General features: G+C 53.5%; 19 protein-coding genes. 4 read left to right on the top strand and 15 right to left on the bottom strand.

Annotation, left to right across the window (positions count from 1 at the left end):
- Positions 1-259: 259 nt before the first annotated feature.
- The 7 genes from CKW09_RS22030 to ssb1 form a co-directional block, all read right to left on the bottom strand.
- On the bottom strand, positions 260-2,134 hold the full coding sequence (locus tag CKW09_RS22030; protein WP_095095243.1) for a hypothetical protein: 1,875 nt from the start codon (positions 2,132-2,134) through the stop codon (positions 260-262).
- Complete coding sequence (locus CKW09_RS22035) at positions 2,127-6,209, bottom strand: HTH domain-containing protein (protein ID WP_095095240.1); 4,083 nt, start codon at positions 6,207-6,209, stop codon at positions 2,127-2,129. The genes CKW09_RS22030 and CKW09_RS22035 overlap by 8 nt, the downstream gene beginning before the upstream one ends.
- A complete protein-coding gene (locus CKW09_RS22040; RefSeq protein WP_095095237.1) occupies positions 6,209-6,685 on the bottom strand; it encodes a protein kinase in 477 nt (158 codons plus the stop codon). Before CKW09_RS22040 ends, CKW09_RS22035 begins: the two co-directional genes overlap by 1 nt.
- On the bottom strand, positions 6,678-8,687 hold the full coding sequence (locus CKW09_RS22045) for an integrase (protein ID WP_095095234.1): 2,010 nt from the start codon (positions 8,685-8,687) through the stop codon (positions 6,678-6,680). Before CKW09_RS22045 ends, CKW09_RS22040 begins: the two co-directional genes overlap by 8 nt.
- On the bottom strand, positions 8,680-10,263 hold the full coding sequence (locus CKW09_RS22050; protein ID WP_095095231.1) for a site-specific integrase: 1,584 nt from the start codon (positions 10,261-10,263) through the stop codon (positions 8,680-8,682). The genes CKW09_RS22045 and CKW09_RS22050 overlap by 8 nt, the downstream gene beginning before the upstream one ends.
- Positions 10,260-11,441 (bottom strand): tyrosine-type recombinase/integrase, encoded by a 1,182-nt coding sequence (locus CKW09_RS22055; protein ID WP_095095228.1) that lies wholly within the window; start codon positions 11,439-11,441, stop codon positions 10,260-10,262. The genes CKW09_RS22050 and CKW09_RS22055 overlap by 4 nt, the downstream gene beginning before the upstream one ends.
- Before the next feature lie 219 nt (positions 11,442-11,660).
- Positions 11,661-12,197, bottom strand: coding sequence for a single-stranded DNA-binding protein SSB1 (gene ssb1 / locus CKW09_RS22060; RefSeq protein WP_061799165.1), 537 nt, complete (start codon positions 12,195-12,197; stop codon positions 11,661-11,663).
- Positions 12,198-12,475: 278 nt separating this feature from the next.
- Between ssb1 and uvrA the strand changes: the two genes are divergently transcribed.
- Positions 12,476-15,304 (top strand): excinuclease ABC subunit UvrA, encoded by a 2,829-nt coding sequence (gene uvrA, locus CKW09_RS22065; RefSeq protein WP_061799166.1) that lies wholly within the window; start codon positions 12,476-12,478, stop codon positions 15,302-15,304.
- A 227-nt stretch (positions 15,305-15,531) separates the two neighbouring features.
- Entirely contained in the window at positions 15,532-16,584 is a 1,053-nt protein-coding gene (locus CKW09_RS22070; protein ID WP_095099489.1) for an NAD(P)-dependent alcohol dehydrogenase, read from the top strand.
- 33 nt (positions 16,585-16,617) lie between these two features.
- Here CKW09_RS22070 and maa read toward each other — a convergent pair whose 3' ends face one another.
- From maa to CKW09_RS22095, 5 genes are all read right to left on the bottom strand, one after another.
- On the bottom strand, positions 16,618-17,175 hold the full coding sequence (gene maa / locus CKW09_RS22075) for a maltose O-acetyltransferase (RefSeq protein ID WP_061799169.1): 558 nt from the start codon (positions 17,173-17,175) through the stop codon (positions 16,618-16,620).
- Positions 17,176-17,303: 128 nt separating this feature from the next.
- Positions 17,304-17,657, bottom strand: coding sequence for an MmcQ/YjbR family DNA-binding protein (locus tag CKW09_RS22080; RefSeq protein WP_061799170.1), 354 nt, complete (start codon positions 17,655-17,657; stop codon positions 17,304-17,306).
- A gap of 4 nt (positions 17,658-17,661) precedes the next feature.
- On the bottom strand, positions 17,662-18,078 hold the full coding sequence (locus tag CKW09_RS22085) for a secondary thiamine-phosphate synthase enzyme YjbQ (protein ID WP_061799172.1): 417 nt from the start codon (positions 18,076-18,078) through the stop codon (positions 17,662-17,664).
- Positions 18,079-18,204: 126 nt separating this feature from the next.
- Positions 18,205-19,398: an amino acid aminotransferase gene (locus CKW09_RS22090; protein WP_095099492.1), complete on the bottom strand. Its 1,194-nt coding sequence runs from the start codon at positions 19,396-19,398 to the stop codon at positions 18,205-18,207.
- Between the two features lie 82 nt (positions 19,399-19,480).
- Positions 19,481-19,948: an Lrp/AsnC family transcriptional regulator gene (locus CKW09_RS22095; RefSeq protein ID WP_061799174.1), complete on the bottom strand. Its 468-nt coding sequence runs from the start codon at positions 19,946-19,948 to the stop codon at positions 19,481-19,483.
- A 215-nt stretch (positions 19,949-20,163) separates the two neighbouring features.
- On the opposite strand from CKW09_RS22095, the gene CKW09_RS22100 reads away from it, so the two are divergent.
- Positions 20,164-20,931, top strand: a complete 768-nt coding sequence (locus tag CKW09_RS22100) for a transporter substrate-binding domain-containing protein (protein WP_061799176.1) — start codon at positions 20,164-20,166, stop codon at positions 20,929-20,931.
- Between the two features lie 44 nt (positions 20,932-20,975).
- Here CKW09_RS22100 and alr read toward each other — a convergent pair whose 3' ends face one another.
- Together alr and dnaB are read right to left on the bottom strand one after the other, a co-directional pair.
- Positions 20,976-22,055 (bottom strand): alanine racemase, encoded by a 1,080-nt coding sequence (gene alr / locus CKW09_RS22105; protein WP_095099495.1) that lies wholly within the window; start codon positions 22,053-22,055, stop codon positions 20,976-20,978.
- 17 nt (positions 22,056-22,072) lie between these two features.
- A complete protein-coding gene (dnaB, locus tag CKW09_RS22110; RefSeq protein ID WP_061799178.1) occupies positions 22,073-23,497 on the bottom strand; it encodes a replicative DNA helicase in 1,425 nt (474 codons plus the stop codon).
- A 180-nt stretch (positions 23,498-23,677) separates the two neighbouring features.
- Here dnaB and CKW09_RS22115 point away from each other — a divergent pair, with 180 nt between their 5' ends.
- On the top strand, positions 23,678-24,661 hold the full coding sequence (locus tag CKW09_RS22115; protein ID WP_061799179.1) for a quinone oxidoreductase: 984 nt from the start codon (positions 23,678-23,680) through the stop codon (positions 24,659-24,661).
- A gap of 300 nt (positions 24,662-24,961) precedes the next feature.
- On the opposite strand, the gene pspG is transcribed toward CKW09_RS22115, so the two are convergent.
- Positions 24,962-25,180, bottom strand: a complete 219-nt coding sequence (pspG, locus tag CKW09_RS22120; protein WP_061799180.1) for an envelope stress response protein PspG — start codon at positions 25,178-25,180, stop codon at positions 24,962-24,964.
- Between the last annotated feature and the right edge of the window lie 69 nt (positions 25,181-25,249).

The following is a 25,249-nucleotide window of genomic DNA, read 5'->3' on the forward strand; positions in this document are numbered from 1 at the left end:
TATGTCAAACCTTATTATTTGTGAGCAACATGGCAGCGAATTAGCTGCCATACAATTTAGTAGTTTTCAAATGAATACTTTTGCATACTTTGAAATATTACCGGCACAGCTCCCGTCTCATACTAAGGTTTGGAATAGAGTTACCCCAAATTACGCGCAATTACCTGCCTTATGCGTAATTACGCATGTCGTGCGTAACTCGGCTATCCGCAGCTCACTCTCAAAGCCACATTCAAAATTAATCTGCTGAAACCAATTATTATTTTCTACTCAGCATCCTCAAGATATCGAGGGCTTTTGAGCAGGTGTAGTATAAATAGGGCTCCAGGATACAAAGCCTTTCAAGCATCACTTCTATTCTCTCAATAGTGTCCTCGCCGATTGGAAGATATGCCAACTCCGTACACCATTGCCCTATATATTCCGCCCAGCCCTCTTTATCCTCAAAGGCCGCTCCTGCCACGAGACCTATTGCCAGATAGTTTTCGGGCTCAGAATTCACATCAATATAGTCCCTATACAGCCGACTTAAGATCGTCACCGATGCAGCAAGTTTTTTACTTCTGGTCATACAGGCAACCTGAGCCAGCCCGTTTAACACCTGGTAGACAGAATCCTTGTCATTAACTGCTGCTAATTTGTGCTGTGCGCTTTCGAGAAGTAAAACTACACGCTCCAAATATTCATCATCAATTTTCCAGAAGGGTGTTGAATTCATCAAAACCCTGAAGGACTCGAATGAAGCCTCGCTGTTAATATGCTTAGCAAGCAAATTCGAGATTTCATCCGGTACAACTGCTGGCGTAGAGTTACCCTCCAATGGCCCAGGTAAGAATGAGTGCATATTTAATCGCAAACCAGGTATAAGCTCCTTTTTTAGGTACTCAACAACGTCACACTGATTGGCCTCTTGGCATACGTTATTTACCCGTCCATACAACTCATTAATGAACTGTCCTGCGGTTAAGTACATTGGCAGCCATCTTGGCTCTTCTATCAGATCGATAACACTTTGACAGAAAAAGTAAAGCCCCCTTTGTTGAGTAGCCCACTGCTCTACTTTGTCAAAAGCAACGCCCTCGTCCAGCCCCACCTTGACAATTAACGCTGACTGGGAAAATGCAGCAAGGCGCCTGTAGAATGGTGGTTTCCCCTTGAATATCTGCAATCGCGCCAGTTCTCCATCAACAAAAACTGCCATTGAGCAAAATATCCGAAGATTATCTAACGTTTTTTCAGAAGATATGCTTTCAAACAGCTTTTTAATAATTTCGGCTGATGAATCCTTGAATTTCAGTATGCCTACTTCAAGGCATGATATTAAAAGTATCGGATGACAGGTTTCGATTGCTTGGTTTGCTATTGCATGATACTGAGCCTCATCAACAAGACCATTGGAAACAATTACTGATATAGACTTATGGAAGCAGATCAAGAGATCATTAACGCCCACTTTATTTTCTATTCGGTTGTCAAAATACTGTTTTAGCTCGACCTTACAGTACTCATAAATATTTTTACTCCCGCAATATTTCCCCACAAGCCTTTCGTAATAGCGAATATTATCGGGAACTAGGGTAGAAATTTTATTTAGCGACCCTTGAAACTCCTGCCTCAATAAGGCCTCAATGTGACTTGGTGACCGCTCCAAATCAAGTAATAAATCTGATACGTCATCATCACTGATCGTTGGCACCGAAAGCACAGCCCCCCAACGTTCCAACTCATCTTTCGAAAGCGACCTATCTTTCGCTTCTGTTTCAAATAGGCTAAACCTCTTGTCCGCATCATTACAAAGCGGCCAAAAACTGTGATTAAGTAATCGCTCGCCTCCCCTGCTTAAAGAAAATGCAGGACGTTCACCTGGATGATGGCGTAGAGACCAAGAGTTGCCATTAACATCCTCCAAATAAAATTCTTCCTCGGTATTTTTAAAAGCACTGCGGATAGCCTTAAAGAGAGCGCTTCTGGAAAAGGCTATATCTTTATAACCAAAACTAACGGTGGCATCAGTCGCAAGACCGATCTCTTCCGACAACGTAGAATCAGATAATAATTCCGTCCTGACCAAGCTGGGGAATAAATTGATAATATGGGAGGCCATATAAGCTCGCATCGAATCATAGTTAGCCATTCAGCTCTTCCTCCAACATTGATTGCTTAGAAATGCTTTTAACCTGTTGCTTCATAGAGTCAATCACTTTTTTAAAACTCCAGGGGTCGATATCCCTCAGCGGCCCCAGAACAAACTCATCTAACCATGCTTTGTAGCCTTCCTTTTGCTCATTAGATAAAGACTCCGGTGCGATCAACATGGAATTCACCTTTAAAACCTCACCCATATAGGCCATCCCTCCATCGCCCCTTATTTGGTGGGCCTGAGCCCACTCCCGATAGCCCATCAGCTCATAAAGCCAGCAGGATCTCGCACGGCTCAGTTCAAGTGGGATATCAGCCGACCACTGAGCCATTATGGTTTCTGCAATCATTTTCATTGTTTCGTGTAGCCACTGCGCATCTCGCGGGAGCTGAACCAGACCACTAATCCTGATCAAAAGCAGATTTTCTCTTATCAGTCTTAGCTGTTTAGTTGGTTTAAACTCGCCATTTGAAATGACCGAGTGATTTAGATGATATTCAAGCTCTTCAGCAGAAATGCCTACAAACTCAAACCCAAATTCCCGAAGTGATGTTCTGGCATCAAGCTTCTGTTCTTGAGAAATAATCCCTTTATGGTGTAGAGTCTCAATAAAATCTAATGATGTATAAATAGGTGCGGTTCTTCCATCAAATGTAATATTTTGATACTTGTTCATAAATCGATCATCGATCAAGGCTGTATCGCATATTTTAAGTGCCTCAAAAAGTTCCTCTGTTGGCCTAGCATAATTATTCTTAGACGAAGCTACTTGCTCTCGATTTAGCGGCATTTCAGCAAGGAGTACTTTCCCAGACATGAGCCCATTAGATAATATTTTCCTTATATTTTCTATTTTCGAATCTGCCTGTTCGATGATTGAATCGTAGTTTACCAACGATCTATACCTATCACGCTCCCCCTTAAATACATACAAGTCGAATCCGGCATCACTGAGCTTGTCGAGCATTTCAACTGTCATCAAATAGGTAATTGACAGTGAATCAAGATACAATCTTGCACCACTTGCTACTTCAATATCTGTAGGCCACTCTTTCTCGTGTTGGCGCAGGTAGTTTAAGGCTTTAACACACTGAGCTTCCGTTATTACAGCCAGACTTTCGAGTTTTTTAATTAATTGCGTACATGAAATCAGACTGTGGTGAAATGAAGAAAGGTCTGCTTCCACCTCCCTGAAGGAGCCACCTACCTTATACACAGGGTTGGAGCACACCACCAGTGCCTGCAACTCATTTTTAGGACTAGCGTGTGCCTCCTCAAGCATATAAGCAAGTTCATCACCTACATCCAGGACCAACCCCGGATTGTTGATCGTTTTAGGATGAAAAACGGAAATTCTGCCGTTAGATACCATTCGCTCAAAATATTTTGCCTTTTCGATCTGGCTCGGTTGGTGAAAAGCAACTTTTTGCTTTTCTTCAAACAACCAGCGCATGAACGAGTGAGGGATAACAATGCTCTCGAAGCAATCTAATAAATAATGTAGCACCCCTATATTTTCCATAACCATGGCACTGGAGGCATCGATGGCAATCGTCTTACCAACAATAATCTGCACAGGTCTTGTCCCAGAAAATATTGGGACCAAATTTTTCCGACGTATATCTTTCGCGCTTTTGTTTTCCTGAGGCTGGACTAGGTAAAAGTCAGACATAGTCCTGTTTAATATCTCCGCCACTGTAAAAATGGGCGAATCACCATCATAATAGGCCTTATAAACTCTTTCATTTCTCTCCCTAGCCTCGGACATCATCTCTTTTAAGTCGTCAAATGAAGCCCTATGCAATGGGCCATTATCATTGGAAAGAGCCATCGCCTTATTGAGCCATGCGGATGCTTCTTGATTGTTCTCCCAGCCCATCATGGTCGCCGTAAGGTATGATGCCGCTAACACCTTAGGGTCTTCAGTGTTTTTTCCAGTACAGTACTCTACTATTTGCCTTGCCCGACCGGGTAAAACCGCCTTCGCCAACTGGGCAGCATGCAAAAGATCATCAACCTTCAATTCCTCCCGGCTATTCCAACTATCCTCTACAAAAACGCTAAGAGATTCCCAGTTACCACCGAATATGGCCAAATTGATTTCAAGTGCTTTAAGATCAGTCAGTTGTGATTTAGATTGCCTCAACAACGCAATCTGTTGTTGAGCGCCGCTTAGGTCGCCTTTTCTAAATAAAGACCAAGCCCAGTGAGCCTGCAACCCCTCACTTATCTTGACGAGATCCATCCTATCTGACAGAAATTGATGAAGCTCAGAAAATTTCCCAAGCGAAGAGGCGGCATTACAGACTCTGATAGCATCAGATTCCTGGCCAGTGCGATCAAAGAGCTCCTTACAATATGAGTAGTATCTATCCCCAACGTTTTCTCTTTCCAGTAAATTAACCAAATGAGAAAGATCATTGGTAGCTTTACTTTGTTGATATTGGCTTATAGCTAATGCAACTGGATCTTCCCCCTTGGCCGACTCAATAATATTTTGCAGATTCCTTACTTCAGCATCAGGCGCACCAGATCCCTCTATCTTTTTTAGGAGCAGTTCTGCATCATCAACCAATCCTGAACGCGCCAATGCCTCTATTTCAAACATGCTAATGGCAATGGGATTAACCGCTCTCTCCATTTGAACTCTGTGGCGAACGATATACTCCACTACTGCCGAGACTGGTTTTTTTGTTTGTGCCAATACAAACCTGGCTAAACCAAGAATTGGATCATTATAATAGCTTAGTGCCGTTTGCCTATTTACTTCCTTTTCAATGGACTCAAAATCAATATCAATTCCAAACGCGAATGCCAGTGGCAAATACTCAAGAGTTTTTTGAGTGTAACTAACGAAGTAGCTCTGAAGTTGAGCCTTTGCCTGCTCATGTGTTTCACTGTTTCTAAGCTCTAACCACAGCCCATAGTTATCCGCCATATTCGCGACATCTTCAGCACCAAGACGCCTCGCCAGTTCAGAACAAACTTTAAACAGATCAACAGCGCGATTTCTAAGCACTATAGAGTCAGAATCATCTGCCAGCGGAAATCGCTCTGCCGCTAATGGAACAGAATTCATTACGATTTTGCGAAGTTCAGTGGCCTTAATTGCATTTACCAAAAATGTGAATGCAGAAATCTGAGCCAGCGCTGGAGACATAGACAAGGACTCATCGCCTATCGCCTGCACAAAACCTAATGCCTTTTCCCATCGATGTTCTGACAGCAATGCAGAAACTAAAACGACTTTTCCATCGTTATCTAAGTCCTGAACACTTAAACCTGAACCGTCAAGCCAGTCAAAAGCAGCTTCGTTTCCCTCCACTGTTTTTGTAATCATGAAGAAGGCGGCATAATTGGATGGGCTACTTGTCTTAAGCAAACCAGACGCCGCATCTACATTGTTCGATCCAATAGCATCAAAAAAGGCCTGTGCTATTACCGCCTCCTCCGTTTGGCACAGTTTTTTAGAACTTGATAACCAGCTTTTCGCCTGCTCAACTCTTTCCCCCATGCACACGTACCTTGCCAGTAGCGCTAGTGCCCTAGCTTTTGCTTGAGGGGTACCACCGGACAGCTCTCCATCAATAATGCTTTCTGCTAAAGCAGTCGCTTTTTCTTCCTTAGGAAAAGATCCAAAAAAACGTAATAAGGTAATTTCGTGAGAAAGTTTTTCTATTTTCTCGTCTTGAAGATGCTGAGCATTAAATCCTGCACTCTTCATACGTTTTGTTATTTCATGGGCTACTTGTGATGGGAGTTCGGTTAATTGATTGGGTAGCTCATTATTTTTCTTTAGCCACACATCAAGAAAATAAACAAGAACACTTAAAATTATAAGGGAGGCTCCCAGAGGGTAATTTGGCTGCGCAAGAGGAAACTGATAACCGGGGAAAAAATTCTGGTGGACTAACACCCAGTTGGCAATATCAATCCATATAGGGACACTAAGCGACGCTAAACCTACAGTCATTGACGGCCAAATAATATACTTCGCTAATGAGGGCTTCCAATGTGTCTTCAGAAAATCTAACACATCACGGATTGCTTCATTTAGATCAAATTTCATTAAACTCTCCCTAAAGGTGGAATTTCTTTGTCAAACGGCCGGAGGATTTGCGCAGTTTCAGTATTAGAAGGCAGCTCAGCTCCTTCTAGCGGGGCTTTATCAACATTAGTCATTTGTATGCCTTTCTGCCGTACGTGGAAGGCGATTTGCTGCCAGCGGCGCAGCCATTGAGCTTCTTTTCGCTTGTAGGCCTCCAACTCAGCCTTGAGGCGATCTACCTCCACCTGAAGCACCTCAGCCTCTTTAGCGGCTTGCTCTTTGGTTTTCACCAAACCGCCCGACAGTGCTCGTTTAGCGTTATCATAAGCGGCTTTGATCTCGGATTTAGCCTGGAGCGACTGGCGACTAAAGCCAAAGCGCTCTTCTAGCACCACCCAGGTAAGTTTTGACCCAAGCTCGCCCAGTGCCCAGCGATCCAAATCGGCAACGATTGTATTGATATCACTGTCGGACATTCGTCTGAAGCGCTTAACCATGCTCTACCTCGTTTAGATATTCTTCGGGATCAAAGTGCTCAACCCCGTTGTCGGCCAGTTGGGCAGCCAGTGTTTTAAGTTTTTTATCGTTGTGTGCCAGCCAGTCCGCACTCTTTTTCGGCTTGGCACTATCCAACTGCTTTTCAGCATTTTTTCGCGCCAGCGCAGTAAGGGCATACTGGCGCTTCTGCTCGTCCAGACGACCCTTATCATCCTTAGCCCACACGTAGTCTTTGCAGTCCGCCGAACATTGCAAATGCCGCTCGCAGGGTGTTTGAGAAAAGTTGTGAATGCAGATACCCGTACCAACATCATGCACCGCCTGAATTCGCGCTTTCAGAATGGCATCCTGGACTGCTACCGGAGCTACTTTGATTTGCTCAGCTAACTGGCCTCCAACCAAGCCTTTTTTGATGTCTTCACGGAGCATCAGTGCTCGTTTTTCGCGGGATGTATGCTGATAGGCTTTGGTATCCCTTGGGTTGGTTCGGCCAAACCATTCGGTTTGCAGCAAATCACTTAACCCGCCCTCATCAAGCAGGGTATTAAGCGTGTGACGGAAATGGTGACTGGTAAAATCCACCTCAATACTGCTAGATGCGTATTCGGCGGCAAGCGCAGGGAAATAGCGAAGAAAGGTAGTAAACATGGACTGGCTACAGCTTGTAGCCAGCCAATGAGCGTAGCTCCCACTAGAAAGTCCCAGCGGACGAATGAATAAAAGATCTTTTAGATAATATTCTTTACCAAACTGATCGATATGAAGTGGTCGTAGTGATTTTTCAGAAAAATCTCGAAAGCAATAGGCCCTGACCCCCTCTTTGTTTGTGTAACAAATTGGGTTATTTGGCATTTTTCCTTTCTTGGTGACACGACCATAGTCCTGCCAAACAAGCCCTTCCTTCCTGATCCACCCAGTAGAACCAATCACAGTGTGACTTACCCCTATACTTAGCAAGTCATCGATGTATAGCTTCTTGTGCTCTGGAATTTTATACAGAAAACGAAGGTCAGGTCCTTTAGTACGATGCATTTCTTCTGCTGTTATTCTCGCCACAGCTGTTGCCTCAAGTGCTTCACCAAGCACATCTCGAACGATTGGCACAACCTCTGATGGCAAATAGAGATTTCTTATAGGCGTAAATAGATCACCACGGCTTGCCTTCCTAGGGAAGTATTGTATGAAGACATTTTGCTCATCATCCAATTTAATTTCTTGAAGTGGAAGCAATGAAATTTCACTAAAGCGGCGACCTGTGCAAGCAAGCAGAGTCAACATCAGGATATACAATCTGTATTTATGCTCTTTTGGAATTTTCAAATAGAGCTCGCCGATAACTCGAAACACAACAGGATCAACAAATTTGTCAGATTTTGTTTCCAAAACCTCAGGATCATCCAGCCGCTTATGATTCAGTCCTCCTGTGCTCGCAGGGCGTGCTATCTTGGAATATTTGTACTGCAATAGAACCCTGCACAAACCATTGGCATCAGAGTGTGCAGCGAACTCTGCAACATGTTTGTGAAGGTTGTAGGCCGTGGTGTCGCTGTAGTGTTTTGAAATTAACCCACACGCATTGTCTAGCGCTTCTGGCGTGAGTCTGGCTAGATCCTGCCCAAGTTGGTTAGCTGCAAATGAGATATATCCAACAGCGGTAACGAAGTTACGCTGATTGGGTGTTGATTGGTGTTTTCTGTGGTATCGAAGAATCAATAATGCTTTGGCAACCTCCTCCCAGTCAGCACGTAGAGGTTCAGAGCCGAGTTTGGGGGGAAGTGTAAAAGCAAACGACGCTGTTTTGGCGTTTTTGCCCGTAAGTTTGACTAGGCGGCCAGCATTGACTTGCCACACAGGATTACCCCAAACAACCGACTCAAACCCTTCCAACTTCATTAGCTTAGCTTTATCGACCAAGGCTTGGGTATTTGCCTTTCTATCGCGCTCAAGACGATCAATGAAGGGGATAACCTTGGCCTTCCGATTCGAGCGACCATCAGACATTCCGGCCCCCTTCTTCACAAAGCTGAGCTACCTGTGCGACCGCAGCGATTACCTCATCAAGCTGTATACCCAATCGCGCATTCTCGTATTTTTTTAAACGCTCTTCACGGCCTGCCAGCAAACATTCCAAGACATGCTCATGATTAGCATGACGATATGGCTGAAACTTGGGACACAAATAACATGAGTAAGGTGGATCAAGATGGCAGACGTTGGATTCGCCACAAACACCAATAGCAGATTGATCAGCAGGATTTTGCTCGTCTATGAACTTCAGATGTTTGTCATCTCGCCCTCCATTAACAGCTTCCTCATCGCCATCGACCAACTTACCTTTGAAGAAATTGAGGTACTTCGAGAATCCTTTTGCCATTGCGCTGTCGAGATGCTCAACGACTTTACCGGCGACATCGAAATATACCCCCACATGCTGGGTATCGGTATGATCTAATATTCTGGCCAGCTCACGTCTGCTGATTCCCTCTGCCGCTAGGCCTGTTGCCAAGGTATATCGCAACCTCCTTGGTGTAACATGCATTAGCTCACCAGTAAGCGGGGAAATTATGTTATGTCGTTTTATAAAGGCTGTAATTAAACGAGATATATCACCGCTCGTCATATTGAAAATATTCTCTGCATCTAGAGAAAACATGGCAACGCGGTTACCGCCAGTTCTAATTAGAAGTGGTCGATTCTCAGGGAGCGAGAAGTCTCTACCTTTAAAGCTAAGAGGCACTAAGTTATTTTGCTCAACAAGATTTTCTAGAATTCTTCCGAAATGGGGATCTAAATATTCATCCATCAGGTCATCGCGAGGATTAACAAATCTCTTCTTAATACGCGGCATCCGAATGATATAACAGGGGTCTTCGCGTGACGGATCAAGCTTAACGAGATCGCTTTCCCTAAGATATGTCAGGTTTGCGGGATTTCGACCGAAAGCCAGTGACAAAGCCATAACAGCCTTCTGCTGGAGATGCTCAAACTCTAAACTCTCGTCCTCCTTAAGCGCAGCAATCAAAAGAGGGAGCTCTAATGATTTATGTAATGGCCCCATATCGGGATCGGACATCCTAACTGCCTCCCCTTTTGGTCCACCGGGGATAACCATTGCCTCAAGCTCAGCTGCATATGCATCTGAAAATGTACTGCCTGAAATATTGTCAGAACACCAGATATACCACCTAATAGGCTCGTACATCATCCAAAGCTTGTGATGGGAACGCTGGGAATTGATAGATTTTTCAAATAAATCAATAAGATGAACTTTAACAGCTGATGACTGAATATCTTTATCCCAATACCTAAGAACTTGCCTCCATACATCCTGAAATACTTTGTATCCAGCGGATGTTGAAATACGCCTCAGTCGATCAGACACATAGTGCTTCAAAGCATTTCTCAGCTGCAAATCTGACACTTTGCCAAAATCGATCACTGAGTGATCGCGAATCACTATGGGGAGCAACCATTTATCGCCTGATATATCAATTTTCTTCCCCTCTCGGGTAACTAGGCTCTTTATTTCAGGCCAAGACCGCTCTACAGCTTGCACTCCCGATAAACTCGTGATCACAATAGCCGCCTCCCTGACATTATTTCAGCCTGGTACCGCTTCAGTGACTTGATTGCCTGCTCCTCCACTTCCTGAGCTATGTAAGTATCTTGTGAATCCAAACTACTATCGCCACGAAGCAAGGCTAGGGCTTCTCTTCTGCGCTGCTCATCCATTCCTGATGCACGCAACACCCGTTCAAGCAGAGATGAGAATGTATGCCTTAGAGATTTAGCCGTTAAGTTTTCAGGAAGATGGTCAACGTATTGCGATCGCAACAATTGAAAGAACTGTGTAATTGAGGATTGCGACAAAGGCGAACCCTCATCACTCAAGATTAAATAGTCTGATTCGGCTTGGCTTTTACTTTCAAGTACTTCACGCCAAGTAATAATGTACTCATTCAAAGCAAATGCAAGCTGCCTATTCTCAATCGGGATAACTCGACCATTGCGCTTTATTTGAGGCCTCGGTCGTCTTACATCTAGTGGGTCCGCTGCTCTACGCTCAACCTTTATCGCCGAAATCGCACCAACCTGGACATCCTCTACCCTGAGGCTAAGCAGCTCACCTGGCCTTAAACCACAAAATAGCATCAGCCCAACAGATACATAATTTCTAAATTTTACAGCAGAATCTCGCCCATAACCCTGCTCATTATCGGGGTTCAATACCGCAAACAAGAAATCAACTTCTGCCTCGTTTAGGCCCTTTCGAAGACTCTTTCTCATTGGTGTAGCAGACATAAAGCTACCATCGAGCGTTTTAAGCAAAAATGACTTTCGCTCCCTTAAACGCTCATAGTCTAAGGAAGATAAGGGCAATTGACTTGTCAGTACGTCCATGCACCAACTGATAAATTGCCGGATAGTTGTTAACCGTTGATTGAAGGTATTAGGCGCTACTGTACTTATCCGTCCATTGGACTGGTCGATTCTTAACGCTTCGACTAAACCACCTTTTAATTCCGCTTCGTTGAATGAGTTTTGAGCCAATAATTTCGCAGATAGGTCACAATTTGATTTATCCAACCAACGATAAAGCACTGACAACTCTCTCAGATTCCGAACCAATGTATTGGTACTAAGGGATCGTCTGGCAAGGATAAACTCATTAGGTAAAACTACTGGCATACCAGAAGCATCAAGCATTATTGGTATCTGCTCACCCGTCTTGTGTGTGACTAGCTCTATTTTCATTGCACCACCCTCATTGACAAAACAAGAATAGCCAAAGATTTCTAAGTTTACAATTTTTTAAATTATACGATTTTGTAAAGTTACAGGGACTTATAAAACAATAAAACCCTTCAAATGCTTACACATTAAAAGGGTTCTATTTTTCATTTATCGCTACTAAAACCAATCAGTTAAATAAACCAGATCAAAATTTACTTAACAATATTAAATTTATGTCATTCAGAACGGAATATCGTCGTCGAAGTCCATTGGCGGTTCGTTGCTGCTGGCCGCCGGCGCGCTGCTTTGCGCTGGGCGAGCCTGCTGGCCGCCGCTGAACTGGTTGCCGCCCTGCGGCTGCTGAGGCTGGCCCCAACCGCCCTGGCCGCCGGAAGCCTGGCCGCCGCCCGCAGGTGCGCCGCCGCCCTGACGGCCGCCCAGCATCTGCATGGTGCCGCCAACGTTAACCACCACTTCGGTGGTGTATTTTTCTACGCCGGCCTGATCGGTCCATTTGCGGGTTTGCAGGGAACCTTCGATGTACACCTGAGAACCTTTACGCAGATATTCACCCGCCACTTCGGCCAGCTTGCCGAACAGCACGACGCGGTGCCACTCGGTTTTTTCTTTCTGCTCGCCCGTCGCCTTGTCACGCCAGCTTTCGGAGGTCGCCAGGGTCATGTTGGCCACTGCGCCGCCGTTCGGCATGTAACGGACTTCCGGGTCCTGGCCCAGATTCCCGACCAGAATTACTTTGTTTACGCCTCTGCTGGCCATGAGCACTCTCCTGATGATTGATTTTTACACAGTATAAACGAGTAAGTTTAACACGCTGAGTCCGAAACCACACCCGTGTTGATTAGTGCGTATTGTATTCCAGAATTGGCCTTTCGATCGACCTTGTTGCATTCGTATACTGGATATTCATTCAGGTTTTTTTGTGTCATAATTATGCGTTTCGACCTGGCTGTGCCGGTTTTTTGCGCGTTCGGTCACAAAATCGCCCGCAAAAATCCCCTGGCAGGCACGGTGTATCATCAAGACGGGAAGTGTAAATGGACAATATCGAAGTTCGTGGTGCTCGAACCCATAATCTCAAAAACATCAACCTGATTATCCCGCGTGACAAGCTGATCGTCGTCACCGGCCTGTCCGGTTCAGGCAAGTCCTCGCTGGCTTTTGATACGCTGTATGCCGAAGGGCAGCGCCGCTACGTCGAGTCGCTCTCCGCCTATGCACGCCAGTTTCTTTCGCTGATGGAAAAACCGGACGTCGACCACATCGAAGGTCTGTCGCCGGCGATCTCCATCGAGCAGAAATCCACCTCGCATAACCCGCGGTCCACGGTCGGCACCATCACCGAGATCCACGACTACCTGCGCCTGCTGTTCGCCCGCGTCGGCGAGCCGCGCTGCCCGGATCACCACGTGCCGCTGGCGGCGCAGACCGTCAGCCAGATGGTCGACAACGTGCTCAGCCAGCCGGAAGGCAAGCGCCTGATGCTGCTGGCGCCGGTGGTGAAAGACCGCAAGGGCGAACACACCAAGACGCTGGAAAACCTGGCCACCCAGGGCTATATCCGCGCGCGCATCGACGGCGAAGTGTGCGATCTGTCCGATCCGCCGAAGCTGGAGCTGCAGAAGAAACACACCATCGAAGTGGTGGTCGACCGCTTCAAGGTGCGCGAAGACATGGCGCAGCGCCTGGCGGAATCCTTCGAGACCGCGCTGGAGCTGTCCGGCGGCACCGCCGTGGTGGCCGATATGGACGACGAAAAGGCCGAGGAGCTGCTGTTCTCCGCCAACTTCGCCTGCCCGATCTGCGGCTACAGCATGCGTGAACTCGAGCCGCGCCTGTTTTCGTTCAACAACCCGGCCGGCGCCTGCCCAACCTGTGACGGCCTGGGCGTGCAGCAGTTCTTCGATCCGGAGCGCGTGGTGCAGAACCCCGAGCTGTCGCTGGCCGGCGGCGCGATCCGCGGCTGGGATCGCCGCAACTTCTATTACTTCCAGATGCTGCGCTCGCTGGCGGAGCACTACCAGTTCGACGTCGAGGCGCCGTTCAACAGCCTGAGCGCCAACGTGCAGAAGGCGGTGCTGAGCGGCTCCGGCAAGGAGTCGATCGAATTCAAATACATCAACGATCGCGGCGACACCACGGTGCGCCGCCATCCGTTCGAAGGCGTGCTGCACAACATGGAGCGCCGCTACAAGGAGACCGAATCCAGCGCGGTGCGCGAAGAGCTGGCCAAGTTCATCAGCAACCGCCCCTGCGCCTCGTGCCACGGCACCCGCCTGCGCGAAGAGGCGCGCAACGTGTTCGTCGAGGACACCACGCTGCCGGAAATCTCCGATCTGAGCATCGGCCACGCGATGAGCTTCTTCCAGAACATGAAGCTCAGCGGCCAGCGCGCCAAAATTGCCGAAAAAGTGCTGAAAGAGATTGGCGATCGCCTGAAGTTCCTGGTGAACGTCGGCCTGAACTACCTGTCGCTGTCGCGTTCGGCGGAAACCCTGTCCGGCGGCGAAGCGCAGCGCATCCGTTTGGCCAGCCAGATCGGCGCCGGCCTGGTGGGCGTGATGTACGTGCTGGATGAGCCGTCGATCGGCCTGCACCAGCGCGACAACGAACGCCTGCTGGAAACCCTGATCCACCTGCGCAACCTGGGCAACACGGTGATCGTGGTGGAACATGACGAAGACGCCATTCGCGCCGCCGACCACGTGATCGACATCGGCCCCGGCGCCGGCGTGCACGGCGGCCAGGTGGTGGCGGAAGGCACGGTGGAAGACATCATGGCGCAGCCGGACTCGCTGACCGGCCAGTTCCTCAGCGGCAAGCGCGAAATCGCCATTCCCGCGCGGCGGGTGCCGGCCGATCCGACCAAGGTGCTGAAGCTGAGCGGCGCGCGCGGCAACAACCTGAAAGACGTGACGCTGACGCTGCCGGTCGGCCTGTTTACCTGCATCACCGGGGTATCCGGCTCCGGCAAATCGACGCTGATCAACGATACGCTGTTCCCGATCGCCCAGCGCCAGCTCAACGGCGCCACCATCGCCGAGCCGGCGCCGTTCCGCGAAGTCACCGGCCTGGAACACTTCGACAAGGTGATCGACATCGATCAGAGCCCGATCGGCCGTACGCCGCGCTCCAACCCGGCCACCTACACCGGCATCTTCACCCCGGTGCGCGAGCTGTTCGCCGGCGTGCCGGAATCGCGCAGCCGCGGCTACAACCCGGGCCGCTTCAGCTTCAACGTCAAGGGCGGCCGCTGCGAAGCCTGCCAGGGCGACGGGGTGATCAAAGTGGAAATGCACTTCCTGCCGGACATCTACGTGCCGTGCGACCAGTGCAAGGGCAAGCGCTATAACCGCGAAACGCTGGAAGTGAAGTACAAGGGCAAGAGCATCCACGAAGTGCTGGAGATGACCATCGAAGAGGCGCGCGACTTCTTCGACGCGGTGCCGGCGCTGGCGCGCAAGCTGCAAACCCTGATGGACGTCGGGCTGTCGTACATTCGTCTCGGCCAGTCGGCCACCACGCTGTCCGGCGGCGAGGCGCAGCGCGTCAAGCTGGCGCGCGAGCTGTCAAAACGCGGTACCGGCCAGACGCTGTACATCCTCGACGAGCCGACCACCGGCCTGCACTTCGCCGATATCCAGCAGCTGCTGGCGGTGCTGCATCAGCTGCGCGACCAGGGCAACACCATCGTGGTGATTGAGCACAACCTCGACGTGATCAAAACCGCGGACTGGATCGTCGATCTGGGGCCGGAAGGCGGCAGCGGCGGCGGTGAGATCCTGGTCTCCGGCACGCCGGAAACCGTGGCCGACTGCGAAGCTTCGCATACCGCGCGCTTCCTCAAGCCGCTGCTGAACAAGTAACCCCCTGCGCGGCGGGCCGTCTCTCCGGCGGCCCGCCCGCTTGCCGATTTCGCGCACATTGAACAGAAACAGGCAAGATTTCGACATTTTCAGGCATTTCCCTCCCCGCTCGCTCCTTTTATCATCAATGTTCCCTCGGCGGCCGCCGGCATTATTCAGGCCGCGTCTCACCGGCATTCTGCTGCCGGCGATGCCTTATCCCCCATCCACAGATGACTGGAGTGACCATGAACATTACGCATGCCTATGCCGCGCATGACGCGAAGTCTGCGCTGGTGCCTTTCGATTATCAGCCGCGCGCCCTGCGCGACCACGATGTGCAAATCAAGGTGTTGTTCTGCGGCGTCTGCCACTCGGACCTGCATCAGGCCCGCAACGAATGGAGCAATACCCTCTACCCGGTGGTGCCTGGCCATGAAATTGTCGGCCGCGTCAGCGCCGTCGGCAGCCATGTCTCGGCTTATCAGGTCGGCGATTTGGTCGGCGTGGGCTGCATGGTGGATTCGTGCCGCAGCTGTCCGAGCTGCGAGGAAGGGCTGGAGCAATACTGCGAAAACGGCTTTACCGGCACCTATAACGGCCAGGATCGCCAGACCGGCGCCGTGACCTACGGCGGCTACTCCACCGATATGGTGGTGGACCAGGACTTCGTGCTGCGGGTGCCGGCCAACCTCGATCCGGCCGGCGTCGCGCCGCTGCTGTGCGCCGGCATCACCACCTATTCGCCGCTGCGCCAGTGGGGCGCGGGCCCGGGGAAAAAGGTCGGTATCGTCGGCCTGGGCGGGCTGGGGCACATGGGGGTCAAGCTGGCGCGGGCGATGGGCGCGCACGTGGTGCTGTTCACCACTTCGCCGTCGAAAATCGAAGACGCCAAGCGCCTGGGCGCCCATGAGGTGGTGATTTCCCGCAATCAGGAAGAGATGGCGCAGCACGCCAACAGCTTCGACTTCATCCTCAATACGGTGGCGGCCCAGCACGACCTCAATCCGTTCCTCAACCTGCTGCGCCGCGACGGCACCCTGACGCTGGTCGGCGCGCCGGAGCACGACCATCCGTCGCCGCAGGTGTTCAACCTGATCATGAAGCGCCGCCGCATCGCCGGCTCGCTGATCGGCGGCATTGCGGAAACCCAGGAGATGCTGGACTTCTGCGGCCAGCACGGCATCACCTCGGACATCGAGCTGATCCCGATGCAGCAGATCAACCAGGCCTATGAACGCATGCTGAAAAGCGACGTGAAATACCGCTTCGTGGTGGATATCGACTCCCTGCGGGCATAACGCCAACGGGCGCCCGCTGCGGCGCCCGTTTTTTTACAGCCGCTTGATGACCCGCGCCGGGTTGCCGCCCACCACGCAGTTGGCCGGCACGTCTTTGGTCACCACCGCTCCGGACGCCACCACCACGTTATCCCCCAGCGTCACCCCCGGGTTGATCACCGCCCGGCCGCCGATCCACACGTTATCGCCAATCCTCACCGGCTTGCCGAATTCCGCCCCGCCGACGCGGGTCTCGGCGTCCAGCGGATGGGTGGCGGTGTAGATATGCACCCCCGGCGCCAGCAGGCAGTTATCGCCGATATGCACTTCGCACACGTCGAGGATCACGCAGTCGAAATTGGCGTAGAAGTTCTTGCCCAGATAAATGTTGTAGCCGTAGTCGCAGCGGAAGGTCGGTTCGACAGTGCCGCCCTGATACCGGCCCAGCAGCTCCCCCAGCCAGCGTTTGCGCTGCTCGCCCTCTTCCGGCGACGAGTGGTTGTAATGGTGCACCAGCTGGCGCGCCCGCTGGCGTTCGCTGCGCAGCAGCTCGTCCCCGGCGTCATACAGCTCGCCGGCAATCATCCTGCGTTTTTCTTCGCTCATGCTCATTCGCGGCATCCTTTTTTCAGGCCGATTATCCGTGCATCAGCCTAACTTTTTCGCTGAGCCAATAAAACGGGAACGTTCCCAATACCGATCGGCGATCACAATTTCAGCGGCAAACAGAGGAAATGGGATCAGGCGCGCAGCTCCTGGCGCACATGTTCGGGCAACCCTGCCAGCACCAGCTGGTAGGAACTGTCTATCAGGGTATAAAACTGCGAATTCGGCAGATTGCCGTCGAGAAACACCGTATTCCAGTGCGCTTTGTTCAGGCCGGCGCAGGCGACGATCTCCGGGTGATGCTCGCGCAGGCTTTCCGCCAGCTCCGGGCTGGACTTTACCGCCAGCGCCGGCCGCCCCTGCACTTCGCACACCATGGCGAACATCACGTCGCCAACCTTGATCTGGCTGGCCTGCCACTGGTTCTGGTCGCTCTGTTGCGCGCCCGGCTTCGCCATGCAGTATTCCAGCAATGCTGTGTTATTCATCGGGTTACTCCCCCTGTAACGTGGCCACAATACGGCGTGATCCGCCGTGGATGCGGTGCTCCCCCAGCCAAATGCCCTGCCATGTGCCCAGCATCAGCCGCCCGTGGCTAACCGGCAGCGTCAAGGTCGCGCCCAGCAACGAGGATTTGATGTGCGCCGGCATGTCGTCCGGCCCTTCGTAGTCATGCTGATAGGGTGCGTTTTCCGGCACCTGACGCAGGAAATGCTGCTCCATATCGGCTCGCACCGTGGGATCGCAGTTCTCGTTGAGCGTCAGCGAGGCCGAGGTATGCTGCAACAACAGATGCAGCAGGCCGGTTTGCAGGCGGTGTAAGTGGGTTAACTGGTCGACTATCTCTTCGGTAACCAGATGAAAACCACGCGCTTTAGCGCTGAGGATAAGCGTTTGCTGATGCCACATGAGTGAGCGCCCCTCAATCAGTATATTCTCTATCCGGTTTGCGGCAACTGCGGCGGCAAACCGACAACAAAAAAGGAGCGATATCGCTATCGCTCCTTTGCGAACTTCGGTTAACCCTAACAGGCTTTACTGCACTGCGGCAAATGCCTCGGCCACCTGGTGCACGTTGTTGTGGTTCAGGCCGGCGACGCACATGCGGCCGCTGTGGATCAGATAGACGCCAAACTCTTCGCGCAGGCGATCGACCTGCGCCGCGCTGAAGCCGGTGTAGCTGAACATGCCGCGCTGTTCCAGCAGGTAGTCGAAGTTGCGCTGCGGCAGCGCGTTTTTCAACGCCTCCACCAGCGTTTTGCGCATTTCGAGGATGCGGGTGCGCATGTTTTCCACTTCGTCCAGCCACTGGGCTTTCAGCTGCGCGTCGTTCAACACCTTGGCCACCACCTGCGCGCCGAAGTTCGGCGGGCTGGAGTAGTTGCGGCGCACGGTCGCCTTCAGCTGGCCCAGCACGCGGCCGGCCGCCTCTTCGCTTTCGCACACCACCGACAGGCCGCCGACGCGCTCGCCGTACAGCGAGAAGATTTTCGAGAACGAGTTGCTCACCAGGCACGGCAGGCCCGCCGCGGCGATGGCGCGAATGGCGTAGGCGTCCTGATCCATGCCGCCGCCAAAGCCCTGATAGGCGATGTCGAGGAACGGGATCAGCGCGCGATCGGCAATCACCTTGACCACCTCGTCCCATTGGGCGGCGGTCAGATCGGAGCCGGTCGGGTTGTGGCAGCACGGGTGCAGCAGCGCAATGCTGTGCTGCGGCAGCTGCCGCAAGGCGCTCAGCATGGCGTCGAACTTCACGCCCAGGCTTTCGGCGTCGAAGTACGGGTAGGTGTTCACCTTGAAGCCGGCGCCGCCGAAGATGGCGACGTGGTTTTCCCAGGTCGGGTCGCTGACCCACACCTGCGAATCCGGGAAATAGCTTTTCAGGAAGTCGGCGCCCACTTTCAACGCGCCGGAGCCGCCGACGGTCTGAATGGTGGCGATGCGCCCCTGCTGCAGCATCGGGTGCTGCGCGCCGAACAGCAGCTGCTGGATGGCGGTGCGGTAAGGCTGCAGGCCTTCCATCGGCAGATACACCGACGCGCCGTGCTCGACGCTGTTCAGCTGCGCTTCCGCCGCGGCGACCGCCCGCATCTGCGGGATGATGCCCTGCTCGTTGTAGTACAGACCGATACTCAGGTTCACCTTGTGCGCACGCGGGTCTTTTTTGAATTTTTCCATCAGCGACAGAATAGGATCGCCGGCATAGGCGTCAACGTTCTGGAACACGGGGTTATTCTCCTGGATTAGGGTGGTTTGGGCACAGCGTTACGTTCCTAATATAGACGTAAAACCGCCTGCGGTTTTAGCTTTATCTCGCCACCGGCAACAAACCGTTTTCCTTGATCCTGTTCAGCACCACCGCCGTTTTGATATGCGCCACGCTTTTGTGCTGCGACAGCGTCTGGCTGATGAAATCGCTCAGCGCCGGCAGATCCGCCACCGCCACCTTCAGCAGGTAGTCGGCGTCGCCGGTGGTTTTGTAGGCGTCAAGGACCGCGTCCACCTCTTCCAGCATCTGATGAAAACTGTCGATCTGCTCCTGCGCGTGGGTGATCAGGCTGACCTCGATCAGCCCCACCAGGCCCAGCCCGACCGCTTCCGGCGCCAGGCGCGCATGGTAGCCGCGGATCAGCTGCGCCTGCTCCAGGCTGATGCGCCGCCGCGAACATTGCGAAGCCGACAACCCCACCAGCTCGCTCAGCTCCTGATTGGTCAGACGGCCGTTGGCCTGTAACAGCGTCAGGATTTTCATATCAAAATCGTCAATGTTGTACATAGCCACCTGTAAACTGTGTTAATAAATGTTGACGTTACAGCCTATCAGTTTTTTTGCCGTTGCCGGCATCACACCGTGGCGCTTACGCCGCGTACAGCAGCAACGCCGGGCATTTTCGCCGGTTAATGGCATAAAAGACGGGTAATTCATGCAAGCAAACAACAATTAACGGCTAAGTAACGCATAAAACCACGAATGTATAAAAAGGAAGCCTGATGAAAAAGCTACTCCCTCTCGCTCTGCTGGTCGCCGCCGGGAGCGCCAGCGCCCAATCCCATCTGGACAAGGTGGTGCAGCAAAAAACGCTGGAAGTCTGCACCACCGGCGACTACAAGCCCTACACCTTCCTGCAGGAGGACGGCAGCTACCGGGGCATCGATATCGACATGGCCGAATCGCTGGCCAAAAGCCTGGGCGCCAAGGTGAAGTGGGTGAAAACCAGCTGGAAAACCCTGACCCCGGACTTCGTCTCCGGCAAGTGCGACATCGCCATGGGCGGCATCTCGGTAACGCTGGAGCGGCAAAAGCAGGTGTTCTTCGCCGACAAGCTGGATACCGACGGCAAGATCCCGCTGGTGCGCTGCACCGACGTGAAGAAATACCGCACTATCGAGCAGATCAACAGGCCGTCGGTGCGCCTGCTGGAGCCGGCGGGCGGCACCAACGAAGCCTTTGTGCACGCCTATCTGCCGAAAGCCAAGCTGACGCTGACCCACGATAACGTCGGTATTTTCCAACAGCTGGTGGACCGCAAGGCGGACGTGATGATCACCGACGCCTCCGAGGCGCTGTATCAGCAGAAACGTTATCCGAAGCTGTGCGCGGTCAACCCCAAGAAGCCGATGCAATACGGCGAGAAGGCCTACATGCTGCCGCGCGACGATTTGAGCTGGAAACTGTATGTGGATCAGTGGCTGCACCTGGCCAAGGCGACCGGCGAGTATCAGAAAATTATCGATAAATGGCTGGCGGCGAACAAGTGACGCCGTGATGAGCGGGGCCGGCGCAAACCGGCCCCGGCGGCGGCTCAATCGCCGATGTATTCCATCGCCACGCGCTGCGTCAGCTTGGTGATCAGTTCGTAGGCGCTGATGCCGGTACAGGCGGCGATGCGCTCGACCGGCAGCTCTCTGCCCCACAGCACCGCCTCATCGCCGACCTTGTCGCCGGCGTCCGGCCCGAGATCGACAGAGATCATGTCCATCGACACCCGCCCGACGATCGGCACTTCGCGCCCGTTCAGCCACACCGGCGTGCCGGTTGGCGCGCTGCGCGGATAGCCGTCGCCATAGCCCATCGCCACCACCCCCAATCGGGTGTCGCGCTGGCTCACCCAGGTGCCGCCGTAACCGACCGACTCGCCGGCCTGGTGCTCGCGCACCGCAATCAGGCTGGACTTCAGCGTCATCGCCGGCTGCAGCCGGTACTGGCTGCCGCTGGCGCTCTCCAGCGGCGAAACGCCATACAGGATAATGCCCGGACGCACCCACTCGTTATGCGCGTCCGGCCACAGCAGGGTGCCGCCGGAAGCGGCGATCGAGCGCTGCCCCGGCTTGCCGCGGGCAAACTGTTCGAAGCAGGCGATTTGTTTCAGGGTAGCGTCAGACTCCGGCTCGTCGGCGCGGCTGAAGTGGCTCATGATGTTGACCGGCTGCGCCACGTTGCGGCAGGCGCACAGGCGCCGGTAAAACGCCTCCGCCTGCTCGGGGCGCACGCCCAGGCGATGCATGCCAGTATCCAGCTTCATCCACACCGGCACCGGGCGCGCCAGTTCGGCCCGCTCCAGCGCTTCCAGCTGTTCGATGCTGTGCACCGCGGTGTCGATGTTGTTCGCCACCAGCACCGGCAGGTCCTCGGCGGAGAAGAAGCCTTCCAGCAGCAGGATCGGTTTGACGATGCCGCCGGAGCGCAGCATCAGCGCTTCGCCGATGCGCGCCACGCCGTAGCAGTCGGCGTCTTGCAGGGTATGGGCCGTTTCCAGCAGGCCGTGTCCATAAGCGTTTGCTTTCACAACGGCAATCAGGCGGCTTTGCGGCGCCTGGCGGCGCACCTGTTGCAGATTGTGTCGCAGAGCGCGGCGGTCGATTACAGCGGTTGCCGCTTTCATTTCAGTTCCTTAACGGGTTATTCGTCATCGTATTGCGGCCCCGCGTAGTTGTCGAAGCGCGACCACTGGCCGTTAAAGGTAAGGCGCACGGTGCCGATCGGGCCGTTACGCTGCTTACCCAAAATAATTTCAGCGATGCCTTTCAGATCGCTGTTCTCGTGATAAACCTCGTCACGGTAGATGAACATGATCAGGTCGGCGTCCTGCTCGATCGAGCCGGACTCACGCAGGTCGGAGTTGACCGGGCGCTTATCGGCGCGCTGCTCCAGGCTACGGTTCAGCTGCGACAGCGCCACCACCGGCACCTGCAGCTCTTTCGCCAGCGCCTTCAGCGAGCGGGAAATTTCGGCGATCTCCAGCGTACGGTTGTCGGACAAGGCCGGCACGCGCATCAGCTGCAGGTAGTCGATCATGATCAGGCTGAGGCCGTCGTGTTCGCGGAAAATGCGGCGCGCGCGGGAACGCACTTCGGTTGGCGTCAGGCCGGAGGAGTCGTCGATGTACATGTTGCGCTTCTCCAGCAGGATGCCCATGGTGCTGGAAATGCGCGCCCAGTCCTCGTCATCGAGCTGGCCGGTACGGATGCGCGTCTGATCGACGCGCGACAGCGACGCCAGCATACGCATCATGATCTGGTTGCCGGGCATCTCGAGGCTAAAGATCAGCACCGGCTTTTCCTGCGTCATCGCCGCATGTTCGCACAGGTTCATGGCGAAGGTGGTTTTACCCATCGACGGGCGGGCGGCGACGATGATCAGGTCGGATTTTTGCAGGCCGGCGGTTTTCTTGTTGAGGTCCTGATAGCCGGTATCCACCCCCGTCACGCCGTCGTGCGGCTGCTGATACAGCTGTTCGATGCGCGAAACGGTGTCTTCCAGGATGCGTTCGATGCCCTTCGGGCCTTCGTCCTTGCTGGCGCGGTTTTCGGCAATCTGGAAAACCCGCGACTCCGCCAGATCGAGCAAGTCTTCGCTGCTGCGCCCCTGCGGATCGTAACCGGCGTCGGCGATCTCGTTGGCCACCGAGATCATCTCGCGCACCACCGCGCGTTCGCGCACGATGTCGGCATAGGCGCCGATGTTGGCGGCGCTCGGGGTGTTTTTCGACAGCTCGGCCAGATAGGCGAAGCCGCCGACCGAATCCAGCTCGCCCTTCTGCTCCAGCGATTCGGACAGGGTGATCAGATCTATGGGCTTGCTCATTTCCAGCAGCCGCTGCATCTCGGTAAAGATCAGGCGGTGCGGACGGCTGAAGAAGTCGTTGGCGACCACGCGTTCGGCCACGTTATCCCAGCGTTCGTTGTCCAGCATCAAACCGCCCAACACCGACTGCTCGGCCTCCAGCGAATGCGGCGGCATCTTCAGCCCTTCCATCTGGCGATCTCGTGGCCGTTCTCTGGCTTCGTCAGCGTTGGTTCTGTTGGTTGGTTTTTTTCCTGCCATGAAGCGTATTCTTTATCCGGTTGCGAATGAAGGATCCTGACGCGAGAGTATACGTGATTTTTATTCGTGATTCCCGCGGCATAACCGATGCAAAAAAGGTATTGAACCCGGCGCGGGCGAACTGGATCTCCGATACTAAAAAGAATAGGGTGAAATCAGACACTCCAACGAGGTAACGACATGGCAAAGCGCATTCAATTCTCCGCCACCGGCGGGCCGGAAGTGCTGCAATACGTTGATTTCACGCCGCGCGATCCGGCGGCCGGCGAGGTGCAGGTCGAGAATAAGGCGATCGGCATCAACTACATCGACACCTACGTGCGCAGCGGCCTGTACGCCCCCGCCAGCCTGCCGAGCGGGCTGGGCACCGAGGCCGCCGGCGTGGTGGTCAAGGTCGGCGCCGGCGTCAGCGCGGTAAAACCGGGCGACCGGGTGGTGTACGCCCAGTCGGCGCTCGGCGCCTACAGCGAGATCCACAACGTGCCGGAGGAAAAAGTGGCGCTCTTGCCGCACAACCTGAGCTTTGAGCAGGGCGCCGCCGCCTTCCTGAAAGGGCTGACGGTGCACTATCTGCTGCGCCAGACTCACGAAGTGCAGCCGGGCGAAGTGTTCCTGTTCCATGCCGCGGCCGGCGGCGTCGGGCTGATCGCCTGCCAGTGGGCCAAGGCGCTCGGCGCCCGCTTGATCGGCAGCGTCGGCTCGGACGAAAAGGCCGCGCTCGCCAAACAGGCCGGCGCCTGGGCGACCATCAACTACCATAAGGAAGATATCGCCCAGCGAGTGGCCGAGCTGACGCAGGGCGAGAAAGTCGGCGTGGTGTACGACTCGGTAGGGAAAAGCACCTGGCAGGCCTCGCTCAACAGCCTCAAGCGCCGCGGCCTGATGGTCAGCTTCGGCAACGCCTCCGGCCCGGTAACCGGCGTCGATCTGGCGCTGTTGAACCAGAAAGGCTCGCTGTACGTCACCCGTCCTTCCCTCAACGGCTATATCACCAACCGCGCCGAGCTGCAGTACGCCAGCAATGAGCTGTTCTCGCTGATCGGCAGCGGCGCCATCAAGGTGGAAGTGAAGGAACAGCAGAAATTCGCGCTGGCCGACGCGCAACGCGCGCACCAGGTGCTGGAAAGCCGCAGCACCAGCGGCTCCAGCCTGTTGATCCCCTGATTACCGCCAAAAGAAAAGGGCTCCGTAAGGAGCCCTTTCTGTTACTGCGCTTTGTAGGGGTAGAGCAGAGTCCGCCAGAGACAGGGGGTTGCTTCGGCAACGCTATTATTGGATTGTCTCTCGCGGTGATGAAATCGGTCGCATCACTGCATCGGCGATTATCCTAACAGCCCCCCAACGCAAAAAACACGCTTTATGTGCCACCCGCGCGGTTAAAACTGCCAAGCTGTGATCGCCGCCGCATTAGTCATGCCGCCGTTACCTGAATTTCATCGTGACTGTCTGATTGTTCGACAAAAATCAGTAGCGCCTGATCGGGGACTTCTGCATCGAACGGTAGATCCACACGCCCACCACCGCCAGGATCAGCCAAGGCAGCAGCTTGAAAACCATAGCGAACAGCCCGCCAAGCAGCATGAAGGCCGCCGCCGCCAACAGCGCGGCCAACACGCCCAGCAGCGAAATGCCGGTCACCATCAGCATCACCACAAAGCCAACGAGAAAGAAGAGTTCTAACATGATTGCTCCTTCGCAACGCAACGTATCTGCTGAGTTATTACAAGAAGCGTGCCAGAACGGCGTAAAATA

The organism is Serratia ficaria (genome assembly GCF_900187015.1).
GTDB lineage: Bacteria > Pseudomonadota > Gammaproteobacteria > Enterobacterales > Enterobacteriaceae > Serratia > Serratia ficaria.